Origin of the sequence: Klebsiella sp. M5al (genome assembly GCF_002090195.1) — a bacterium.
Taxonomy (GTDB): Bacteria; Pseudomonadota; Gammaproteobacteria; order Enterobacterales; family Enterobacteriaceae; genus Klebsiella; species Klebsiella grimontii.
Genome location: NZ_CP020657.1, coordinates 132,272 through 150,506 on the forward strand (window position 1 = coordinate 132,272; position 18,235 = coordinate 150,506).

The 18,235-nt window shown below is 57.9% G+C and carries 17 protein-coding genes; 7 read left to right on the top strand and 10 right to left on the bottom strand.

Annotated elements, in window-relative coordinates:
* Positions 1-24: 24 nt before the first annotated feature.
* The 7 genes from BWI76_RS00650 to rhaB all read right to left on the bottom strand — a co-directional run bounded on the left by BWI76_RS00650 (position 25) and on the right by rhaB (position 8,397).
* Positions 25-1,029 carry an ABC transporter permease gene (locus tag BWI76_RS00650; protein ID WP_004870627.1) on the bottom strand — a complete coding sequence of 335 codons (1,005 nt, stop codon included), beginning with the start codon at positions 1,027-1,029 and terminating at the stop codon, positions 25-27.
* On the bottom strand, positions 1,026-2,030 hold the full coding sequence (locus BWI76_RS00655; RefSeq protein ID WP_004870625.1) for an ABC transporter permease: 1,005 nt from the start codon (positions 2,028-2,030) through the stop codon (positions 1,026-1,028). Before BWI76_RS00655 ends, BWI76_RS00650 begins: the two co-directional genes overlap by 4 nt.
* Positions 2,030-3,541 carry a sugar ABC transporter ATP-binding protein gene (locus BWI76_RS00660; RefSeq protein WP_004870623.1) on the bottom strand — a complete coding sequence of 504 codons (1,512 nt, stop codon included), beginning with the start codon at positions 3,539-3,541 and terminating at the stop codon, positions 2,030-2,032. The genes BWI76_RS00655 and BWI76_RS00660 overlap by 1 nt, the downstream gene beginning before the upstream one ends.
* 96 nt (positions 3,542-3,637) lie before the next feature.
* Complete coding sequence (rhaS, locus tag BWI76_RS00665; RefSeq protein WP_004127197.1) at positions 3,638-4,624, bottom strand: rhamnose ABC transporter substrate-binding protein; 987 nt, start codon at positions 4,622-4,624, stop codon at positions 3,638-3,640.
* A gap of 82 nt (positions 4,625-4,706) precedes the next feature.
* Positions 4,707-5,537, bottom strand: a complete 831-nt coding sequence (gene rhaD / locus BWI76_RS00670) for a rhamnulose-1-phosphate aldolase (protein WP_004870621.1) — start codon at positions 5,535-5,537, stop codon at positions 4,707-4,709.
* Between the two features lie 137 nt (positions 5,538-5,674).
* Positions 5,675-6,934: an L-rhamnose isomerase gene (rhaA, locus tag BWI76_RS00675; RefSeq protein ID WP_004870619.1), complete on the bottom strand. Its 1,260-nt coding sequence runs from the start codon at positions 6,932-6,934 to the stop codon at positions 5,675-5,677.
* The gene (gene rhaB, locus BWI76_RS00680; RefSeq protein ID WP_004870617.1) at positions 6,931-8,397 is read right to left on the bottom strand and encodes a rhamnulokinase; all 1,467 of its coding nucleotides are present in this window, start codon (positions 8,395-8,397) and stop codon (positions 6,931-6,933) included. Before rhaB ends, rhaA begins: the two co-directional genes overlap by 4 nt.
* Before the next feature lie 311 nt (positions 8,398-8,708).
* On the opposite strand from rhaB, the gene rhaS (BWI76_RS00690) reads away from it, so the two are divergent.
* Together rhaS (BWI76_RS00690) and rhaR are read left to right on the top strand one after the other, a co-directional pair.
* Positions 8,709-9,545: an HTH-type transcriptional activator RhaS gene (rhaS, locus tag BWI76_RS00690; RefSeq protein ID WP_024360579.1), complete on the top strand. Its 837-nt coding sequence runs from the start codon at positions 8,709-8,711 to the stop codon at positions 9,543-9,545.
* 41 nt (positions 9,546-9,586) lie between these two features.
* Positions 9,587-10,468, top strand: coding sequence for an HTH-type transcriptional activator RhaR (gene rhaR / locus BWI76_RS00695; RefSeq protein ID WP_074168717.1), 882 nt, complete (start codon positions 9,587-9,589; stop codon positions 10,466-10,468).
* 5 nt (positions 10,469-10,473) lie between these two features.
* Here the strand turns inward: rhaR and rhaT are convergent, their stop codons facing one another.
* Entirely contained in the window at positions 10,474-11,508 is a 1,035-nt protein-coding gene (rhaT, locus tag BWI76_RS00700) for an L-rhamnose/proton symporter RhaT (protein WP_049085921.1), read from the bottom strand.
* A 291-nt stretch (positions 11,509-11,799) separates the two neighbouring features.
* On the opposite strand from rhaT, the gene sodA reads away from it, so the two are divergent.
* Together sodA and yiiM are read left to right on the top strand one after the other, a co-directional pair.
* The gene (sodA, locus tag BWI76_RS00705) at positions 11,800-12,420 is read left to right on the top strand and encodes a superoxide dismutase [Mn] (RefSeq protein ID WP_004127220.1); all 621 of its coding nucleotides are present in this window, start codon (positions 11,800-11,802) and stop codon (positions 12,418-12,420) included.
* A 71-nt stretch (positions 12,421-12,491) separates the two neighbouring features.
* Positions 12,492-13,166 (top strand): 6-hydroxyaminopurine reductase, encoded by a 675-nt coding sequence (gene yiiM / locus BWI76_RS00710; RefSeq protein WP_024360578.1) that lies wholly within the window; start codon positions 12,492-12,494, stop codon positions 13,164-13,166.
* 91 nt (positions 13,167-13,257) lie between these two features.
* Here the strand turns inward: yiiM and cpxA are convergent, their stop codons facing one another.
* Both cpxA and cpxR read right to left on the bottom strand, forming a co-directional pair.
* Entirely contained in the window at positions 13,258-14,631 is a 1,374-nt protein-coding gene (gene cpxA, locus BWI76_RS00715; RefSeq protein WP_004107505.1) for an envelope stress sensor histidine kinase CpxA, read from the bottom strand.
* The gene (gene cpxR / locus BWI76_RS00720; RefSeq protein WP_004127228.1) at positions 14,628-15,326 is read right to left on the bottom strand and encodes an envelope stress response regulator transcription factor CpxR; all 699 of its coding nucleotides are present in this window, start codon (positions 15,324-15,326) and stop codon (positions 14,628-14,630) included. The genes cpxA and cpxR overlap by 4 nt, the downstream gene beginning before the upstream one ends.
* Positions 15,327-15,475: 149 nt before the next feature.
* Between cpxR and cpxP the strand changes: the two genes are divergently transcribed.
* From cpxP to pfkA, 3 genes are all read left to right on the top strand, one after another.
* Positions 15,476-15,979, top strand: coding sequence for a cell-envelope stress modulator CpxP (gene cpxP / locus BWI76_RS00725; protein WP_004870604.1), 504 nt, complete (start codon positions 15,476-15,478; stop codon positions 15,977-15,979).
* A 149-nt stretch (positions 15,980-16,128) separates the two neighbouring features.
* A complete protein-coding gene (gene fieF / locus BWI76_RS00730; protein ID WP_004870602.1) occupies positions 16,129-17,025 on the top strand; it encodes a CDF family cation-efflux transporter FieF in 897 nt (298 codons plus the stop codon).
* A gap of 202 nt (positions 17,026-17,227) precedes the next feature.
* A complete protein-coding gene (gene pfkA / locus BWI76_RS00735; protein ID WP_004127238.1) occupies positions 17,228-18,190 on the top strand; it encodes a 6-phosphofructokinase in 963 nt (320 codons plus the stop codon).
* Positions 18,191-18,235 lie beyond the last annotated feature (45 nt).

Consider the following 18,235-nt stretch of genomic DNA (forward strand, 5'->3'; position numbering starts at 1 on the left):
CCGGGATTGAGGATGAGGGGGAAATTAAATTCGTCTTCGCTGCATCATCCGCCGGGTAATAATCGGCAGCGAGATCACCACGATCAGCATCGCGCCGATGATGATCGACATCACGATCCCCGGCACGTTGAGCAGGCTCAGGCCAAACGTCACCAGCCCCATCAGGAAGGCGGCGATAATCACCCCCACCATGCTGCCGGAGCCGCCGAGAATATTGACGCCGCCGAGCACCGCCATGGTGACGACCGCCAGCTCCCAGCCCATCGCCAGCGTCGGACGCGTGCTGCCGAGCCTCGAGGTCAGCAGTACCGCCGCCAGCCCGGCCATCAGCCCGACCAGCGCGAACAGCATCAGATTGTGGCGCTTAACGTTGATCCCAGAGAACCAGGCCCCGGTCGGGTTATTGCCGATGGCGTAGGTCCGGCGGCCAAAGTTGGTTTTATGCAGCAGGAAGGTAAAGGCGGCGGCGAGGAGGATAAACAGCGCGAACTCAAAAGAGAGCGCCCCCCATACGTAGCCCTGGCCGAACCAGGCGAAGCTCTCCGGGTAGTGGTTGAGCGCCTTGTCGCCGAGCAGAATGTAGGTTATCCCGCGATACAGGCTCATGGTGCCGATGGTGATGACGATCGACGACAGGTTAAAGCGCGTCACCAGGATACCGTTGAACAGGCCGCACAGCAGCCCCACGCCCAGCCCGACGGCCACCAGCAGCGGCGTATCCATACCCGCCGCCGCGCAGAAGCCCATTGCCGTTGAGCTCAGCGCCATCGTCGACGCCACCGAAAGGTCGATCTCTCTGGCGATAATCAACATCGCCATCGGCAGCACGATGATCGCTTTTTCGGTGAAGTTAAACGTGGCGTCCGACAGGTTCCAGATATTAAGGAAGTAGGGCGACGCCAGGGCGTTAACCACGAATACCGCGAGGGTCACCGCCAGCAGAAACCCTTCCCAGCACAGCAGACGACGCAGCGGCGACGGCGCGGCCGGGGCGCTTTTCATCTCTTCAGACATCATTATTTTGCTCATGATTTCACCGCCTGTTTCTGCCGCGCCAGCGCCGCGTTGCGCAGGATTAACCGCCCGTGGGTCTTATTGCTGCGCTCGTTAAGCAGCACCGCAATCACGATCACCGCGCCGGAAATGGCCATTTGCCAGAACGGCGAAATGCCAATCACCGGCAGCGCGTTATTGATAACGCCGAGGAACAGCGCGCCGCACAGGCAGCCGAGCACCCGTCCGGTCCCGCCCATGGTGCTGATGCCGCCGATGACGCAGGCGGCGACCACTTGCAGTTCAAAACCGTTGGCGACATCGACATAGGCGACGGCGAAACGCGAGATCCACAGATAGCCGCAGAACCCGGCCAGCGCGCCGGAGAGGCAGAAGCTGACAAACTGCATTTTTCCGGCGTTAATCCCGGTGTAGTACGCCGCCGTCGCGTTGCCGCCCGCGGTGTACAAGGCCCGGCCGGTACGGCTGTAGCGCAGGAAATAGCCCACCAGCAGCAGCGCGGCGATGGCGCACCAGCTCAGCAGCGGCAGCCCCAGCAGCGAGGCGCGCGGCAGGCCGAGAAAATCGGCGCTCATCTGGTGCGAGTTCACCCAGCCGCCGTCGGAGAGCAGGAAGATAATCCCGCGGTAAATACTCATGGTGCCCAAGGTGACCACGATGGCCGGAATACCGAGCCGCCAGACCAGAAGACCGTTAATCATCCCCATCAGCAGGCCCAGCAGGGTCGCCAGCGCCAGCAGCGCCGCCACCGGGATACCCGGATAGTGGGCGTTGAGCAGGGCGACGATCATCCCGGTCAGCGCCAGGTTGGCGGCCATCGACAGATCGATGCCTTTGGTGAGCAGCACCATCATCTGGCCGAGGGCGAGGATGATCAGAATGGCGGTGTCGTTAAACATCTCCACCAGATTGCCCGGCGAGACGAATGACGGCGCCCGGCTGCCGATCGCACCGATCATCAAAATGATGACCGCCGCCAGCAGCGCTTCGCGGTGTTTCAGTAGTTGTCGCCACATTACGCTGCCTCCTGACCAATGCCGCTGGCGGCGCTGACGATGGTTTCCGCCGTCGCTTCACCGGCGCGGTACTCGGCGACCATCAGCCCTTCATGCATCACGATAATCCGGTCGGCCATACCCATCACTTCCGGCAGCTCCGAAGAGACCATGATCACCGCCAGCCCCTGGCTGACCAGTTCGGACATAAACTGGTGCACCGCCGCTTTGGAGCCGATATCGATGCCTTTGGTCGGTTCGTCGAGGATAATCACCTCGGGATGGGTCGCCAGCCATTTACCGATCACCACTTTTTGCTGATTGCCGCCGGAAAGGGTCTCCACTGCCTGCCGCCAGCTAAAGGCCTTAACCTGCAGGCGCGAGGCGTACTCATCCGCCAGCCGCCATTCGCGGGCGTCGTTAAGCACGCCGCCGGGGTTCAGTTTGCTGAGCTGCGGCAGGCTGATGTTCTGGGCGATCGGCAGGGCGATAATCGCTCCCTGCTTCTGCCGCTCTTCCGGCACGCAGACGATACCGGCGCTGATGGCGTCGGCGGGCTGGCGAAAGCGCATCGGTTTGCCCTTCAGCACGATATCGCCGGAAGAGGGATGCGAGACCCCGGAGAGCGCCTGCATCAGCTCGGTGCGCCCGGCGCCCACCAGGCCGTAAAAGCCAAGAATCTCCCCTTTGCGCAGGCTGAAGCTGATATGGGCGAACTCGGTGGGGTGGCAGAGGTCTTTTACCTCCAGCACCGTTTCTCCCGGAATACAGTCGACTTTCGGATAGGTTTGGGTAATCGCGCGGCCCACCATCATCGCCACCATCCGCTCTTCGGTGATGTCGTTAATCGCGCCGGAGCTGACGTACACGCCGTCGCGCAGAATGGTGTAGTAGTCCGCCAGCTCGAAAATCTCATCGAACTTATGCGAGATAAACAGGATCGCTTTGCCGTCCTGCTTCAGGCGCTCAACGATTTGATAAAACTCCAGAATTTCATGCTGCGAGAGCGCGGCGGTCGGCTCATCGAGGATCACCACCTGGGCTTCAAAGGAGAGCGCCCGGGCAATGGCGACCATATGGCGCTGGGCGATGCTGAGGGTTTTCAGCGTCGCGCGCGGGTCAATCTGCACCTCAAGGCGGGTGAGAATTTCGCTGGCTTTGCGGTGCATGGCGGGCCAGTCGAGCTTCTTCAGCAGGCCGGTGTGCAGGTACTGGCCGACGAAGATATTTTCGGTGACCGAGAGTTCGTCGAACAGCACGGTTTCCTGATGAATCGCGGTGATCCCGACCTTGTGCGCCGACTCCGGGTTCGGCAGTTGGATAGGGATCGCTTTATAGAGAATCTCGCCCTCTTCGGGCTGATAAATGCCGGTCATCACTTTGACCAGCGTCGATTTCCCCGCGCCGTTTTCGCCGATTAAAGCGGTCACTTTGCCGGGCCACAGATCGAGCTGCACGTTTTCAAGGGCGCGCACACCGGGAAAAACCTTGGTGATGCCCTTCAGCGACAGCAATGGGGTGGATGCTGACATGATAGTTCTCCGTAAAATTACCCTTTACCCTCCCCCAAAGAGCGAGGGAGGGGGTTGTTCCCTCTCCCTTGAGGTGAGAGGGCCGGGTAAGGGGGATCAGAAGATTTTTGAGAACTTATCGATGTTGCTGGCATCGTAGACGAACGGCTCGGCCATCGCGCCGCTACCGTCGGCGTCCAGCTTCACTTTGCCCAGCTTGCCCATATTGGCTTCGGTTTTGGTCGCCGTGCCTTTGACTAAATCGTCGGCCAGATACGTGGCGGCGTAGCCGAGGTCAATCGGGTTCCAGATGGCGAAGCTTTTGCTGGCGCCGGATTTAATCGCCCCGGCCATTTCCGACGGCAGCCCCAGCCCGGTGACGTAGACCTTGCCGATTTTGCCCTGATCTTTTACCGCCTGCGCGGCGGCCACGATCCCTACCGACGAAGGCGAAACAATCACTTTCAGATCCGGGTATGACTTCAGCAGGCCCACCGCCTCGCGGTAGCTTTTATCCGACAGATCGTCCCCGTAGGCGACGGTCACCAGATTGACGGACGGATACTGCGGCAGCACCTTTTTCATCTCCTCAATCCAGATGTTCTGGTTGGTGGAGGTGGGGGTGGCGCTTAAAATCGCCACGTCGCCTTTTTCTACGTTCAGCGCCTTCAGCGCATCGGCGGCGAGCTTGACGTTGGTTTCGCCAATCAGCGCATTGTTGGATGGGTTAAGGTGGATCTGGCGGCCCGCTGGCGCGACGCCGGAGTCCCAGGAGACCACCTTAATACCGCGCTGCATCGCTTTTTTCAGCACCGGCACCACGGCGTCGGGATCGTTAGCGGAAATGGCGATCGCATCCACCCCCTGGGCGATCAAACCATTGAGTACTTCGATCTGCGCTTCGGCGGTGGTAGTGGTCGGGCCGGTATAGATCACTTTGACATCGCCTAACTCTTTGGCCGCCTCCTGCGCGCCGACGTTCGCTGCTTCGAAGAATCCATTTCCCAATGATTTCGCCACGAGGGCGATTTTGACTTCGGCTAAAGCGGAACCGGACAACGCCAGGATGGCAACGGTGAGGATCAAGCTTGTGTTTGTTTTCATTGCTTTTACTCCACATGAGTTAGTTTTGTAGGGTTTGCAGGTGATTTTTTCGCCCCGTCTCGGTGAGCGGGGCGCGATGTTGTTATTGATAAAGGTCTAACGCGGACTGCAGGGGGTGAACGTTGAAGCGTTTGCCAAGAGCTATCAGCTCTTCGCGGGTGATGGTTTGTTTCATCCCGCCCATTGAATAGACTTTCACCAGCACCTCGGCGGATTTCTCAGCGGTATCGATCAGGCCGAAGGTTTCGTCCAGATTGGGGCCGCTGCCGAAAACGCCGTGGAACGGCCACAGCACCAGCGAATGTTTCTGCATCGCCTCGGCGGTGGCCTGGCCGATTTCGTCGGTGCCCGGCACCATCCACGGCAGGATGCCGACGCCGTCCGGGAAGACCACCAGACATTCGGTGCTGCCTTCCCACAGCTTGCGGGTGAACAGATCGCTGCTGTTCTCCAGCACGTAGGTCAGGGCGATCAGGTTGGTGGCGTGACAGTGCATGATCACCCGGTCTTTGCCGTTGGTCAGCTTGATGCGCTCGCTGTGCGACAGGAAGTGCGCCGGCAGCTCGGAGGTGGGCACCGCGTCGTTGGTCAGGCCCCACAAAATATGGTATCCCGCGCCGTCGCTGTCGACTTTCACCACCCCGAGGTTAGCCGCCGGGTCGAGCTGGACGTTACGGAAGAATTTACCGGAACCGGTGACGATAAACGGCTGGTTAGCCAGCGTCGGCATCGGCTGGCTCAGGGCGATATAGCGCGGTTTGGCGTGAAAATCCGCCGCGTAGGGTTCAATATCCGCTTCGTCCAGGCGCAGCGTCAGGTTGCCGCCGTTGCGCTCGTCCCAGCCTTTTAGCCAGGCGTCGGAAGTGGCTTTAATCATGCCCTGGACGAACCAGGCGTCGATAATGGTCTGCATAGTCTTGTCTTTCCTGTTGATTCGGCGCGGGGTTGGCCCCTCACCCTGAATATGTGCGAGCCCCCGGATTGCGCCGTAAACGGCTTATCCGGGCTACCGGTTCGTAGCCCGGCCGCGACCCGGGGAACGGCCAGGCATTACCCGCGCTGGCTCAGAACCGCATTTTCATAAGCGCGTACGTTATCCAGCCACTGGCTGCCCGCCGGCGTATCGTGACGCTGACAGTACATCTCCCAGATGGCGTGCCACGGCAGGCACTTCTGCTCTTCCAGCAGCGCCAGACGCGCGGTGTAATCGCCGTCGACTTCCAACTGACGCAGCTGGGCGGTCGGCTCCAGCAGGGCGCGCAGCAGCGCTTTCTTCATATTGCGGGTACCAATAACCCACGCCGCGATGCGGTTAATCGAAGCGTCGAAGAAATCGAGGCCGATATGCACGCGGTCGAACAGATCGTGACGGATGATTTCGCTGGCGATGGCCTGGGTTTCGTCATCCAGCAGCACCACGTGGTCGCTGTCCCAGCGTACCGGGCGGCTGACGTGCAGCAGCAGGCGCGGGATATAGAGCATCGCGGCGGAGATCTTGTCGGAGATGACCTCCGTCGGATGGAAGTGGCCGGCATCCAGGCACAGGGCGGTCTGGCGGCTGGTGGCGTAACCCATGTAGAACTCGTTGGAGCCGACGGTGTAGCTTTCCGCGCCGATACCGAACAGCTTGCTCTCCACGGCGTCGATGTGGTGTGCCGGGTCGAGCTTTTCGCTAATCACTTCATCGAGCGCGTTCAGCAGGCGCTGGCGCGGCGCGAAGCGGTCGACGGTAATATCCTTCATGCCGTCCGGGATCCAGATATTCATCACCGATGGCGTGCCCAGCTGCTCGCCGAAGTAAGCGGAAATACGGCGGCTGGCCTTACAGTGATCGATCCAGAACTGACGGATTTCATCGTTGGCGTGCGACAGCGTAAAGCCGTCGGCGCTTAGCGGATGCGAGAAGCAGGAGGGGTTAAAATCCAGCCCCAGCTTGTTGGTTTTCGCCCACTCAACCCAGTTTTTAAAGTGCTCCGGCTTAATTTCATTGCGCGATACCGGCGTGTCGGACTCCAGATAGAGCGCGTGCAGGTTCAGGCGTTTTGGCCCGGGGATCAGGCTCATCGCCTGCTCAAGGTCGGCGCGCAGCTCGCTGGCGTTACGCGCTTTGCCCGGATAGTTGCCGGTGGCCTGAATACCGCCGGTCAGGCTTCCTTCCGGGTTTTCGAAACCGACGACGTCATCGCCCTGCCAGCAGTGCATGGACACGGGCAGGCGATCCAGCTGGCGCAAGGCCTCCTCGACGTCCACGCCGACGCTGGCGTAGCGCTGTTTGGCAATTTCCCAGGCTTGTTCAAGTTGAGTGGTCATGCGCAAAGCTCCTTGTTCTGTTGTGGCTGAAACTGCGCGACGAAGCGGGCAATTTCATTTTCAGGATTAGGGGTAAAGGTAGTGAGGGCGTAGTTTTGTCGTACCACCTGACGGAATTCATCGACGTTGTTCAACTCATCCAGGGTCATCAGCTGGATACCAATATTGCCAAGCGTGGAGGCCTCAACCGGGCCGGCAACCACGGTGATGCCGCAGGCGTCGGCGCACAGCTGGTTAAGCAGTTCGTTCTGGCAGCCGCCGCCGACGATATGCAGCTGGCTGAACGGCTGACCGCGCAGCGCCGCCAGCTCGTTGAGCACCCGGGTGTAGAGCAGCGCCAGGCTGTCGAAAATGCAGCGCGCCAGCTCAGCGTCGGTATCAGGAACCGGCTGCCCGGATTCGCGGCAGGCGGCCTGAATTTCCGCGCTCATGTCGTCCGGGTTGATAAAGCGGTCATCGTTACAATCGATGACGAAGCGGCAGGCCGGAAGCGCGGCGGTACGCGCGATCAGCGCCGGCAGGTCGCTGACGTTTTGCTCCCTGAGCACCCGCTGTAGCAGCCACAGACCCATAATATTTTTCAGCACCCGATAGCGGCCTTCGGCGCCGCCTTCGTTGGTAATATTGGCCCTTAGCGCCGCATCGCTGGTGCAGGGGATTTTGCTTTCAAAGCCCATCAGCGACCAGGTCCCGGAAGAGAGATACGCGGCGTTTTTGCTGGCCAGCGGCGAGGCGATAACCGCGCTGGCGGTATCGTGGCTGGCGACGGCGACCACCGGAATGTGATTGCCCTGCGGGCAAATCCAGTGGCCGATGACGTTGCCGGGATGGGTCGGCGTACCGAACCATTCGCGCGGCGCGCCGCTCCAGTTCAGCAGGTCTTCATCCCAGCTATCGCTGTTGATGTTGACCAGCTGCGTGGTGGTGGCGTTGGTGTATTCCCAGTTCATGTTGCCGGTCAGGCGGAAGCTAAAGTAGTCCGGGATCAGCAGCGCGTGCGCGGCCTGGCTGACCAGCTCCGGCTGCTGTTCAACCAGCGCGCGCAGCTGATAAAGGGTGTTAAACGGCAGAAACTGAATGCCGCTGCGGCGATAGATTTCCGCGCGGCCCAGCTGGGCTTCGGCGTGGCGCATCAGGCCCTGGGTGCGGGAGTCGCGATAGGAAACCGGCAGGCCGACGCGCTGGCCCCGTTTATCCAGCAGGACATAATCCACGCCCCAGGTATCAATGCCGATGCTGTCGATCAGGATGCCTTGTTCGCAGACCTTCTCCAGACCGCGGCGAATTTCCCCTTCCAGGCTATCGAGATCCCAGCAGTCGAAGCCATCGACCTTCTGCAGACTATTGGTAAAGCGGTGAATTTCGCGCAGGGCCAGGGTTTGCTGGCCGGGTTGATAGCTGGCCAGCATCACCCGCCCGCTGGAGGCGCCTAAATCGACGGCGACACAATGACGAAGACTCATGGGAAGATCCTTGTGAAAATCATTGCATGCAGTCTAAAAAAGTCGCGTCAGGCTCACCTTCTTGTTACTGACAGGGAAAATTGGCCGCTGGCAAGAAAGCAAAGGTGACCGTGAGAGAGGTCACAGTTTCGTTTTCTCCGCGGTGGCGTGAGGGATGTGATGTTGTCCGCAGTTCCCGATCTTTCCCGTCATTTCTTGAAAAAGCGGCAGGCTTTACGATTTTTACGGTCAAAAATTGAAGGCCGGATCGCCGCCCCTTAATTACTATTTGCTCCACTGATTGATAACATTTCTCATTTCGAGGAGCTGCTATGACCATGTTGCACAGTGTGGATTTCTTTAAGTCCGGCGTTTCAGCTGTCGCCATTGAGCCGCGGCTCCCGCAATCCGCTTTTCCCGAACATCACCATGATTTTCATGAGATTGTTATTGTGGAACACGGTACGGGAATTCACGTTTTCAACGGCCAGCCCTACACCATCAGCGGCGGTTCGGTCTGCTTTATTCGCGATCACGACCGCCATCTCTACGAACATACCGATAATTTGTGCCTGACCAATGTGCTCTATCGCGCGCCGGACGCGTTTCGCTTTTTGTCCGGCCTGAACGCGCTGCTGCCGCAGGAGCAGGAGGGAAATTACCTTTCGCACTGGCGGGTTAATCAGAGTGCTTTGCAGCAGGTGCGCCAGATTGTGGAGCAGATGGAGGAGGTCGGCGCGGATGCGGATATGCACGCTATCGCCAGCCGCGAGATTTTATTTATGCAACTGCTGGTGCACCTGCGTAAAAGCAGCCTGGCCGAAGGGGCGTCGGACAACGAGGCGCGGCTGAACCATTTAATGGCCTGGCTGGAAGATCATTTTGCCGAAGATATCTGCTGGGAAGAGGTCGCGGCGCGGTTTTCACTCTCCCTGCGAACCCTGCATCGCCAGTTAAAACAGCAAACCGGGCTGACGCCGCAGCGCTATCTGAATCGGGTGCGGTTGATGAAGGCGCGCCACCTGCTGCGCCATAGCGATGACAGCGTGACCGATATCGCCTATCGCTGCGGATTCGGCGACAGTAACCACTTTTCGACGCTTTTTCGCCGGGAGTTTGCCTGGTCGCCGCGCGATATTCGCCAGGGACGCGACGCCATTCTTCAGTAACGCGAGAACAGTCAACGTTTTAGCAGGCATAAACGCGAATAATGACTCGTTTTTTCGCGTTTGGAGTTGATGTCGTGGCAGCTCAGCTGATTCTTCGCAAAGATGAATTTTTCGCCTCTCCCGCTCAGGCGGTGGCGGTAGCGGATCGCTATCCGCAAAACGTCTTCGCCGAGCACACCCACGAGTTCTGCGAACTGGTGCTGGTGTGGCGGGGGAACGGCCTGCACGTCCTTAACGATCGCCCGTGGCGCATTACCCGCGGCGATCTGTTCTATATCCGCGCGGAAGACAAACACTCCTACGCCTCGGTGAACGATCTCGTCCTGCAAAACGTCATTTACTGCCCGGACCGGCTGCGGCTTAACTTTGACTGGGCGGCGCACATTCCCGGCCTGTTCGGTACTCCGTGGGTTCCGCACTGGCGGATTGGCAGCAGCGGCATGGCGCAGGTCAGGCAGGTGATTACCCAGCTTGAACATGAGAGCAGCCGCAGCGATGCGCAGGCCAATAATATGGCCGAGCTGCTGTTTGCCCAGCTGGCGCTTATTCTTCAGCGCTATCGCTACGCCACCGATAATCTGGCGGCGACGCAAAGCGAAGCGCTGCTCGATAAGCTGCTCACCGAGCTGGCGGGCAGCCTCAACCGTCCCTTCTTTCTTGACCGTTTTTGCGAGCGGGAAGGGTGCAGCGAACGCGCGCTGCGCCAGCAGTTTCGTCAGCAGACGGGGATGACCATCAACCACTACCTGCGCCAGCTGCGCATCTGTCACGCGCAGTATCTGCTGCAGCATACCGAACGGCTGATTGGCGAAGTGGCGATGCAGTGCGGGTTTGAAGACAGCAACTACTTTTCGGTGGTGTTCAACCGCGAGATTGGTATGACGCCGGGGCAGTGGCGGCAGCGCAGTCGCACCGCCGCCTGACGGCGCTAGTTCGCCATGCCCAGACCGACAATATTGGCGGCGATGATAATTACCACACAGCCGAGGCTGAGTACGCCTACCGGGCGACGACCAGCGTTGTTCCACTCTTTGAGTATCAGACCGACTAGGCCACCGCACAGCACATAGAAGCTCATATGCAGCATCCAGCTCATGTAGTCGTACTGCGCTGGAATACTGGCGTGTCCCCAGGCGTAGAAGAAGAACTGGAGATACCACATCAGGCCGCCGAGGGCGGAAAGCAGGATATTGCTGATGATGAGCGGTTTTGCCAGCGAGAAGTCGGCTTTTATCGACAGATCTTTCACTTTTGCCAGACGGATAAAGCAGAAGCCGAGGTTAACCAGCGCGCCGCCGCCCATGATCACCACATAGCTTGGCAGCGCGGTGTAAAGCGGGTCGACGCCGAGCGCGGCGGCGGCTTCATGCATTGGCTTGGCCGCGTTCATGGCGAACGACATACCGGCTGAGAAGATGCCGCACATTACCGCCAGAAGCAGCCCTTTTTTCAGGTTGAAGTCTTCAGCTTTGATGCCCATTTTGCGCTCTTTCAGCTGGCCTGCGCGGGTGACAATACCGACGCCAATCACCGCAACCAGCACGCCAAGCAGCGTCATCTGGCCGCCTTTAGTGTTAATCAAGACATCAAACTGACCGTTGAGAATGGGCGTCATCAGGGTACCGACAATCAGCGTAATACCAATGGCGATGCCGATCCCCATCGACATACCGAGATAGCGCATCGTCAGGCCATAGTTAATATTACCGATACCCCACATGGCGCCGAACAGGAAGACGGGCAGAAGCGTGGAGGCGTCAAAAGAGCCGTAATAGGACCAGAAGTCGGGCAGCAGCATGGCGCTGATGGCCCAGGGGAGGATCAGCCAAGAGACAATACCGCCGATAGACCACATGGTTTCCCAGGACCAATGTTTAACTTTCTTGAACGGGGCATAGAAACAGGCTGCACTGGCCGCACCTATCAAATGCCAAAAAATACCCATCGTAATCGCGTGATTCATTGATTTTATCCTCATCTATTTTTTATCGGATAAATCTTCTTCCGACCCGATGAGTGTAAAAATCGGTCAGTTTTTCCGCCTTTAAGCTGTTGCCACCGGAAGCCTGAACCTGGCAACCAAAAACTTAATTAGTTGTTCTGTATCACAAAATGACATCTATCACCCCTTGTTATAACCTTATTAAAAATACGGCATTGATAAGCGTTTTCAATATCATTTAATTAACTATAATGAACCAACTGCTTACGCGGCATTAACACTTTCCGCCGCTCGACAATAATGGAGATGATTATGAGTTACACACTGCCTGCCCTGCCGTACGCTTATGACGCCCTGGAACCGCATTTTGACAAGCAGACGATGGAAATCCATCACACTAAACACCACCAGACCTACGTGAACAACGCCAACGCGGCGCTGGAAAGCCTGCCTGAATTCGCGAGCCTGTCCGCAGAAGAGCTGATTACCAAACTGGATCAGCTGCCAGCAGACAAAAAAACCGTTCTGCGTAACAACGCCGGCGGCCACGCTAACCACAGCCTGTTCTGGAAAGGCCTGAAAACCGGTACCACTCTGCAGGGCGACCTGAAAGCGGCTATCGAACGCGATTTCGGTTCCGTTGACAACTTCAAAGCGGAATTTGAAAAAGCGGCGGCGACCCGTTTCGGCTCCGGCTGGGCGTGGCTGGTGCTGAAAGGCGACAAGCTGGCGGTGGTTTCTACCGCTAACCAGGACTCCCCGCTGATGGGTGAAGCTATCTCCGGCGCTTCCGGCTTCCCGATTATCGGCCTGGACGTGTGGGAACACGCTTACTACCTGAAATTCCAGAACCGTCGCCCGGACTACATCAAAGCGTTCTGGGACGTGGTGAACTGGGACGAAGCCGCAGCGCGTTTTGCCGCCAAAAAATAAGGTTGCATTGTGCTGAGCGAGAAGCGAGTCTGATGACTCGCTTTTTTTATATCCGCAGCAAAGGAGCAGCGATGCACTATCCGGTGAATGTCTTTGTGGGCAAGGTAAGGGATTACGACGGCAGCCGTCCAAGCGCCATCGGGAAAGTCCAGGTCGATGGTGAACTGACCCTCGGCGATTTGGGGCTGGAGGGCGATGAGCAGGCCGAGAAGAAAATTCACGGCGGACCGGACCGCGCGCTGTGCCACTATCCCCGAGAACACTACGCCCATTGGGCGCTTGAACTGCCGCAGCAGGCGGATCTTTTCTGCGCCCCGGCGTTTGGCGAGAATCTCTCGACCGAAGGGCTGACGGAAAAAAACGTCTACATCGGCGATATCTTCCGCTGGGGAGAGGCGCTGATCCAGGTGACGCAGCCGCGCTCTCCGTGCTTCAAGCTCAACTATCATTTTGCCGTCAGCGATATGGCCCAGCTTATGCAGAACAGCGGCAAAACCGGCTGGCTGTATCGGGTGGTGGCGGGCGGGCAGGTCTCCAGCGATGCGCCGCTGGCGCTGGTATCCCGGCTTAGCGACGTCAGCGTTCACGAAGCGGGGGCTATCGCCTGGCAGATGCCGTTTGATGATGACCAGTACCGCCGTTTACTTTCCGCGGCGGGGCTGTCGGTAAGCTGGAGCAGAACGATGCAGAAGCGGCGTTTAAGCGGGCAGATCGAGAATAATTCGCGGAGATTGTGGGGAAAGTAGCGCTTCCGTGCGCGTTCCCGGATGGCGGCGCGTTGCGCCTTATCCGGGCTACCCGTTTCGAATCCGGCCTGGCGAAGCGCAGGCCGGGGGATCAGGTGCGCTTGTACAGCGGCAGCCAGAGGGTTAAACGCAGACCGCCCAGCGGGCTGTCGTCGGCTTTTACCCAACCGCGGTGCTGTTGAATCGCCGCTTCGACAATCGCCAGACCCAGGCCGGTACCGCCAGACTCGCGATCGCGCGCCTCATCGGTACGGTAGAACGGACGGAAAATCTGCTCGCGATCCTCAGGACTCACGCCCGGCCCGTCATCATCGACGTTAACCGTAATCCCGTCTTTATCCACCGAGAAGCTCACTGAAATTTTGGTATGCGAGTAGCGCAGCGCGTTGCGCACGATATTCTCCAGCGCGCTTTCCAGCGCATTGGGGTTACCGTACAGCGGCCAGGGTCCCGGCGGATACTCGACGGTGAACGATTTCCCCATCTGTTCGGCTTCAAAGGCGGCGTTATCCAGCACCTCGCCCCACAGCTGGTTGGCTTTCACCGTTTCGCTGACCAGCGCGGTTTTGGCCTGATTGCGCGACATCACCAGCAGGTCGTTGATCATGCTATCGAGCCGATGCGCTTCCATCTCAATACGCTCCAGCTCTTTACTTTCCCCGCTGCGGCGGCGCAGAAGGGCGGTGCCTAACTGCAGGCGGGTCAGCGGCGTGCGCAGCTCGTGGGAGATATCGGACAGCAGACGATGCTGGCTGGACATCATGCGCTCCAGCGCGGTCACCATCTGGTTAAAACTGGTCCCGGCGGCTAAAAATTCCTGCGGACCGGCTTCCAGCTCCGGATGCTGACGCAGGTTGCCCTGGGCGACTTCATCGGCGGCATTTTTCAGCTTACGCGCCGGTTTCGCCAGGCTCCACGCCAGCCACAGCAGCAGCGGGGCGCTGACTAACATGGTGACGATCAGCAGCAGTAACGGCCGGTCGAACAGCAGATTGATGAAGTCAGATTGCGACGTGTTGGCAGGGCGAATCAGATAGAGCTGGTAGTTATCTTCTCCATCCCTGACGGAAAAAGGCCCGACCATTTCCAGACGACCATAGCGCTTTTTCTGCGGATGGTCGGCGTTATCCGCCTGGCCGATAAAGTTGCGGATAATCTGCATTTCGTTGCGTTCGGCACCGATAACGCGACCTTCGCTGGTAACCAGCAGCAAACGCTGGCCCGGCGGAGCCCACTTATCGATGGCGCGAAACAGACGACGCCACCACATCAGGTCGTTTGGCGGATCGTTCGCCAGTTCGGCCTCGACGTGTTGTTCAATCATGATGCCCTGACGTTGCTCGCTCTCCAGCAGCTCGGTCATCTGGCGCGAGTCCAGCTTGGGCAGCATCAGAACCAGCATCAACACCAGCGCCAGCGTGAGCCAGAAAATAGCGAAGATGCGTGCGGTTAAACTTCCAATCATGAAGCCGATACCATCAGATAGCCGCGTCCGCGCAGGGTTTTAAACCACGGGTGGCCGTCTTTGCGCTCCGGCAGCTTGCGCCGCAGGTTGGAGATGTGCATATCGATCGCGCGATCGAATGGCGTCAGGCGTTTACCTAATACTTCCTGGCTCAGGTGCTCGCGCGAAACCACCTGGCCAAGATGCTGCGCCAGGAGATAGAGCAGGGTGAACTCGGTGCCGGTCAGCTCCAGGGTCAGACCATCGAAGCTGGCTTCCTGGCGACCGGGGTTAAGGCTCAGCGCATCCACTTCCAGCGTCGGTGAACCGGCTTCGGTTGTCTGCTGCTGCTCGCTCCAGTGCGACCGGCGCAGAATCGCGCGTATACGCGCCACCAGCTCACGATCGTTGAACGGCTTAGGCAAATAATCGTCCGCGCCCAGCTCGAGGCCGAGAACGCGATCCAGCTCGCTCCCGCGGGCCGTTAGCATGATAACCGGGGTCTGGTGCGTCTGACGCAACTCTTTGAGCGTGTCGATACCGTTTTTCTTCGGCATCATTACATCAAGCAAAAGTAAATCGATGCTGTCGTCCAGAAGGGCCAGCGCCTGTTCCCCATCATGGGCCACGAGCACATTAAAACCTTCCATATCGAGCAGCTCTTTTAACAGGGAGGTGAGCTCCCGGTCATCATCTACTAACAGGATTTTATTCATTGTTTAAATACCTCCGAGGCAGAAATTACGTCATCAAGGCTCGCTAATCCATGACTTTACGTTGTTTTACACCCCCTGACGCATGTTTGCAGCCTGCATCGTAAACTCTCTCTCGTTGAATCGCGACACAAACGTTTTGGGAGTATGTGATGCGCAATGTTATCGCTGCCGTCATGGCCTCAACGCTGGCGCTAAGTGCATATAGCCAAGCCGCTGAAGTCGTCACCAGCGTTAACTGGCTTCCCGGAGACGAAAGTGTCCAGCGCAGCAGCCAGAGCCATATGTTTGACGGCATAAGTTTAACTGAACAGCAACGGCAACAGTTACGAGATCTTATGCAGCGGGCACGCCACGACAGGCCACCCGTTAATGTTAGCGAAATGGAGACAATGCATCGCCTTGTCACCGCAGAAAATTTTGATGAAAACGCTGTGCGCGCTCAGGCAGATAAGATGGCGCAGGAACAGGTTGCCCGCCAGGTCGAAATGGCAAAAGTTCGCAACCAGATGTATCACCTGCTAACGCCAGAGCAGCAAGCGGTTTTAAACGCTAAGCACCAGCAACGAATGGATCAGTTGCGTGAGGTTGCACGGATGCAAAAAGGCTCAGCGATGATGCTTTCGAGTAGTAGCAATACCCTGCAACCCCAGTAACAACCCTGTTTTCCTTGCCATAGACACCATCCCTGTCTTCCCCCACATGATGTGGGGGTTTTTTTTGCCCTTTATTCAGCGCCCTCCTGGCTCCCCGTCGCGGTAAAAGATCGGGTTATACTAAGCGCATCGCGAAGTAAGGAGCGTTTATGAGTCAATCCTATGGGCAACTGGTGAGCCGCGCGGCGATTGCGGCGACGGTGATGGCCTCTGCGTTACTTTTGATCAAGATTTTTGCATGGTGGTATACCGGATCTGTGAGTATTCTGGCGGCGCTGGTTGATTCACTGGTGGATATCGCCGCCTCGTTAACCAACCTGTTGGTGGTGCGTTATTCGCTGCAGCCTGCCGATGAAGAACATACCTTTGGCCACGGTAAGGCGGAATCGCTGGCGGCGCTGGCGCAAAGCATGTTTATCTCCGGCTCGGCGCTGTTTCTGTTCTTGACCGGTATTCAGCATCTTGTTCGTCCTGAGCCGATGAATGCGGCAGGGGTAGGGATGGTGGTGACGCTGGTTGCGCTGGTCAGCACGCTGCTGCTGGTCACGTTCCAGCGCTGGGTGGTGAGAAAAACCCAAAGTCAGGCGGTACGGGCGGATATGCTTCATTATCAGTCTGATGTTATGATGAACGGCGCAATTCTGGTGGCGCTGGCCCTCTCCTGGTACGGCTGGCACCGGGCCGATGCGCTGTTTGCATTAGGTATCGGCGTCTATATTTTATATAGCGCGCTGCGTATGGCCTATGACGCCGTTCAGTCGTTATTAGACCGCGCGCTGCCTGATGAGGAACGCCAGGACATTATCAATATCGTGACCGCATGGCCAGGCGTCAGCGGGGCGCACGATCTACGAACGCGGCAGTCAGGGCCGACTCGCTTTATTCAGATTCATTTGGAAATGGAAGATAACCTCCCGCTGGTTCAGGCACATGTGATTGCCGACCAGGTGGAGCAGGCGCTGTTGCTCCGTTTTCCTGGGTCCGATGTCATTATCCACCAGGACCCCTGCTCTGTGGTGCCGTTAGGGCGGCAGGGTGTTTTATGATCTTTAGGTTATAGTCTGTAAACTCGATGTAAAAGTGTGGGGCGGATCGGCATTTTTTGTATAAATTACCGCCATTTGGTCTGACCTGAATCAATTCAGCCAGAAGCGTTTGATATACTATTGCAATTATCGTTGTGCACTCCTGGTGAGGGGCGCTTCAGGCAACAGGATTATTTTTTGCTTCCTAAGTTCAGAGGTAGTCATGATTAAGAAAATCGGTGTGTTGACAAGTGGCGGTGATGCCCCGGGCATGAACGCAGCAATCCGTGGCGTTGTGCGTGCGGCATTAACGGAAGGTCTGGAAGTTTTTGGAATCTATGACGGTTACCTCGGCCTGTATGAAGATCGTATGGTTCAGCTCGACCGCTACAGCGTTTCCGACATGATCAACCGCGGCGGCACCTTCCTGGGGTCGGCGCGTTTTCCAGAATTTCGTGAAGAACATATTCGCGCCGTCGCCATTGAAAATATGAGAAAGCGCGGCCTGGATGCGCTGGTGGTTATTGGTGGTGACGGTTCCTATATGGGTGCCGTGCGTCTGACTGAGATGGGCTTCCCCTGCATCGGCCTGCCGGGCACGATCGACAACGATATCAAAGGCACCGACTATACCATCGGCTTCTTTACCGCATTGAGCACCGTGGTAGAGGCTATTGACCGCCTGCGTGATACCTCTTCCTCCCACCAGCGTATTTCCGTTGTGGAAGTGATGGGCCGTTACTGCGGCGACCTGACCCTGGCGGCAGCTATCTCCGGCGGCTGTGAGTTCATCATGGTGCCTGAGGTTGAATACACTCGCGACGACCTGGTCTCAGAAATTAAGGCGGGTATCGCCAAAGGTAAAAAGCACGCGATTGTGGCGATCACCGAGCATATGTGCGACGTCGACGAGCTGGCTCACTACATCGAGAAAGAGACCGGCCGTGAAACTCGCGCAACCGTACTGGGCCACATTCAGCGCGGCGGCTCCCCGGTTCCTTATGACCGTATACTGGCATCCCGCATGGGCGCGTACGCGATTGACCTGCTGCTGCAGGGCTTCGGCGGCCGCTGCGTCGGTATTCAGAACGAGAAGCTGGTGCACCACGACATTATCGACGCTATCGAAAACATGAAGCGTCCGTTCAAAAGCGACTGGCTGGATTGCGCTAAGAAGCTGTACTAAGCCTCCGGCGGAAACAAAAAGGCCTTCTCAGAGAGAAGGCCTTTT

Bases quoted from the DNA above. Each gene is read 5' to 3' on its own strand.
- BWI76_RS00650 (WP_004870627.1), bottom strand. From the start codon at position 1,029: ATGAGCAAAATAATGATGTCTGAAGAGATGAAAAGCGCCCCGGCCGCG.
- BWI76_RS00655 (WP_004870625.1), bottom strand. From the start codon at position 2,030: ATGTGGCGACAACTACTGAAACACCGCGAAGCGCTGCTGGCGGCGGTC.
- BWI76_RS00660 (WP_004870623.1), bottom strand. From the start codon at position 3,541: ATGTCAGCATCCACCCCATTGCTGTCGCTGAAGGGCATCACCAAGGTT.
- rhaS (WP_004127197.1), bottom strand. From the start codon at position 4,624: ATGAAAACAAACACAAGCTTGATCCTCACCGTTGCCATCCTGGCGTTG.
- rhaD (WP_004870621.1), bottom strand. From the start codon at position 5,537: ATGCAGACCATTATCGACGCCTGGTTCGTCCAGGGCATGATTAAAGCC.
- rhaA (WP_004870619.1), bottom strand. From the start codon at position 6,934: ATGACCACTCAACTTGAACAAGCCTGGGAAATTGCCAAACAGCGCTAC.
- rhaB (WP_004870617.1), bottom strand. From the start codon at position 8,397: ATGAGTCTTCGTCATTGTGTCGCCGTCGATTTAGGCGCCTCCAGCGGG.
- rhaS (WP_024360579.1), top strand. From the start codon at position 8,709: ATGACCATGTTGCACAGTGTGGATTTCTTTAAGTCCGGCGTTTCAGCT.
- rhaR (WP_074168717.1), top strand. From the start codon at position 9,587: ATGACTCGTTTTTTCGCGTTTGGAGTTGATGTCGTGGCAGCTCAGCTG.
- rhaT (WP_049085921.1), bottom strand. From the start codon at position 11,508: ATGAATCACGCGATTACGATGGGTATTTTTTGGCATTTGATAGGTGCG.
- sodA (WP_004127220.1), top strand. From the start codon at position 11,800: ATGAGTTACACACTGCCTGCCCTGCCGTACGCTTATGACGCCCTGGAA.
- yiiM (WP_024360578.1), top strand. From the start codon at position 12,492: ATGCACTATCCGGTGAATGTCTTTGTGGGCAAGGTAAGGGATTACGAC.
- cpxA (WP_004107505.1), bottom strand. From the start codon at position 14,631: ATGATTGGAAGTTTAACCGCACGCATCTTCGCTATTTTCTGGCTCACG.
- cpxR (WP_004127228.1), bottom strand. From the start codon at position 15,326: ATGAATAAAATCCTGTTAGTAGATGATGACCGGGAGCTCACCTCCCTG.
- cpxP (WP_004870604.1), top strand. From the start codon at position 15,476: ATGCGCAATGTTATCGCTGCCGTCATGGCCTCAACGCTGGCGCTAAGT.
- fieF (WP_004870602.1), top strand. From the start codon at position 16,129: ATGAGTCAATCCTATGGGCAACTGGTGAGCCGCGCGGCGATTGCGGCG.
- pfkA (WP_004127238.1), top strand. From the start codon at position 17,228: ATGATTAAGAAAATCGGTGTGTTGACAAGTGGCGGTGATGCCCCGGGC.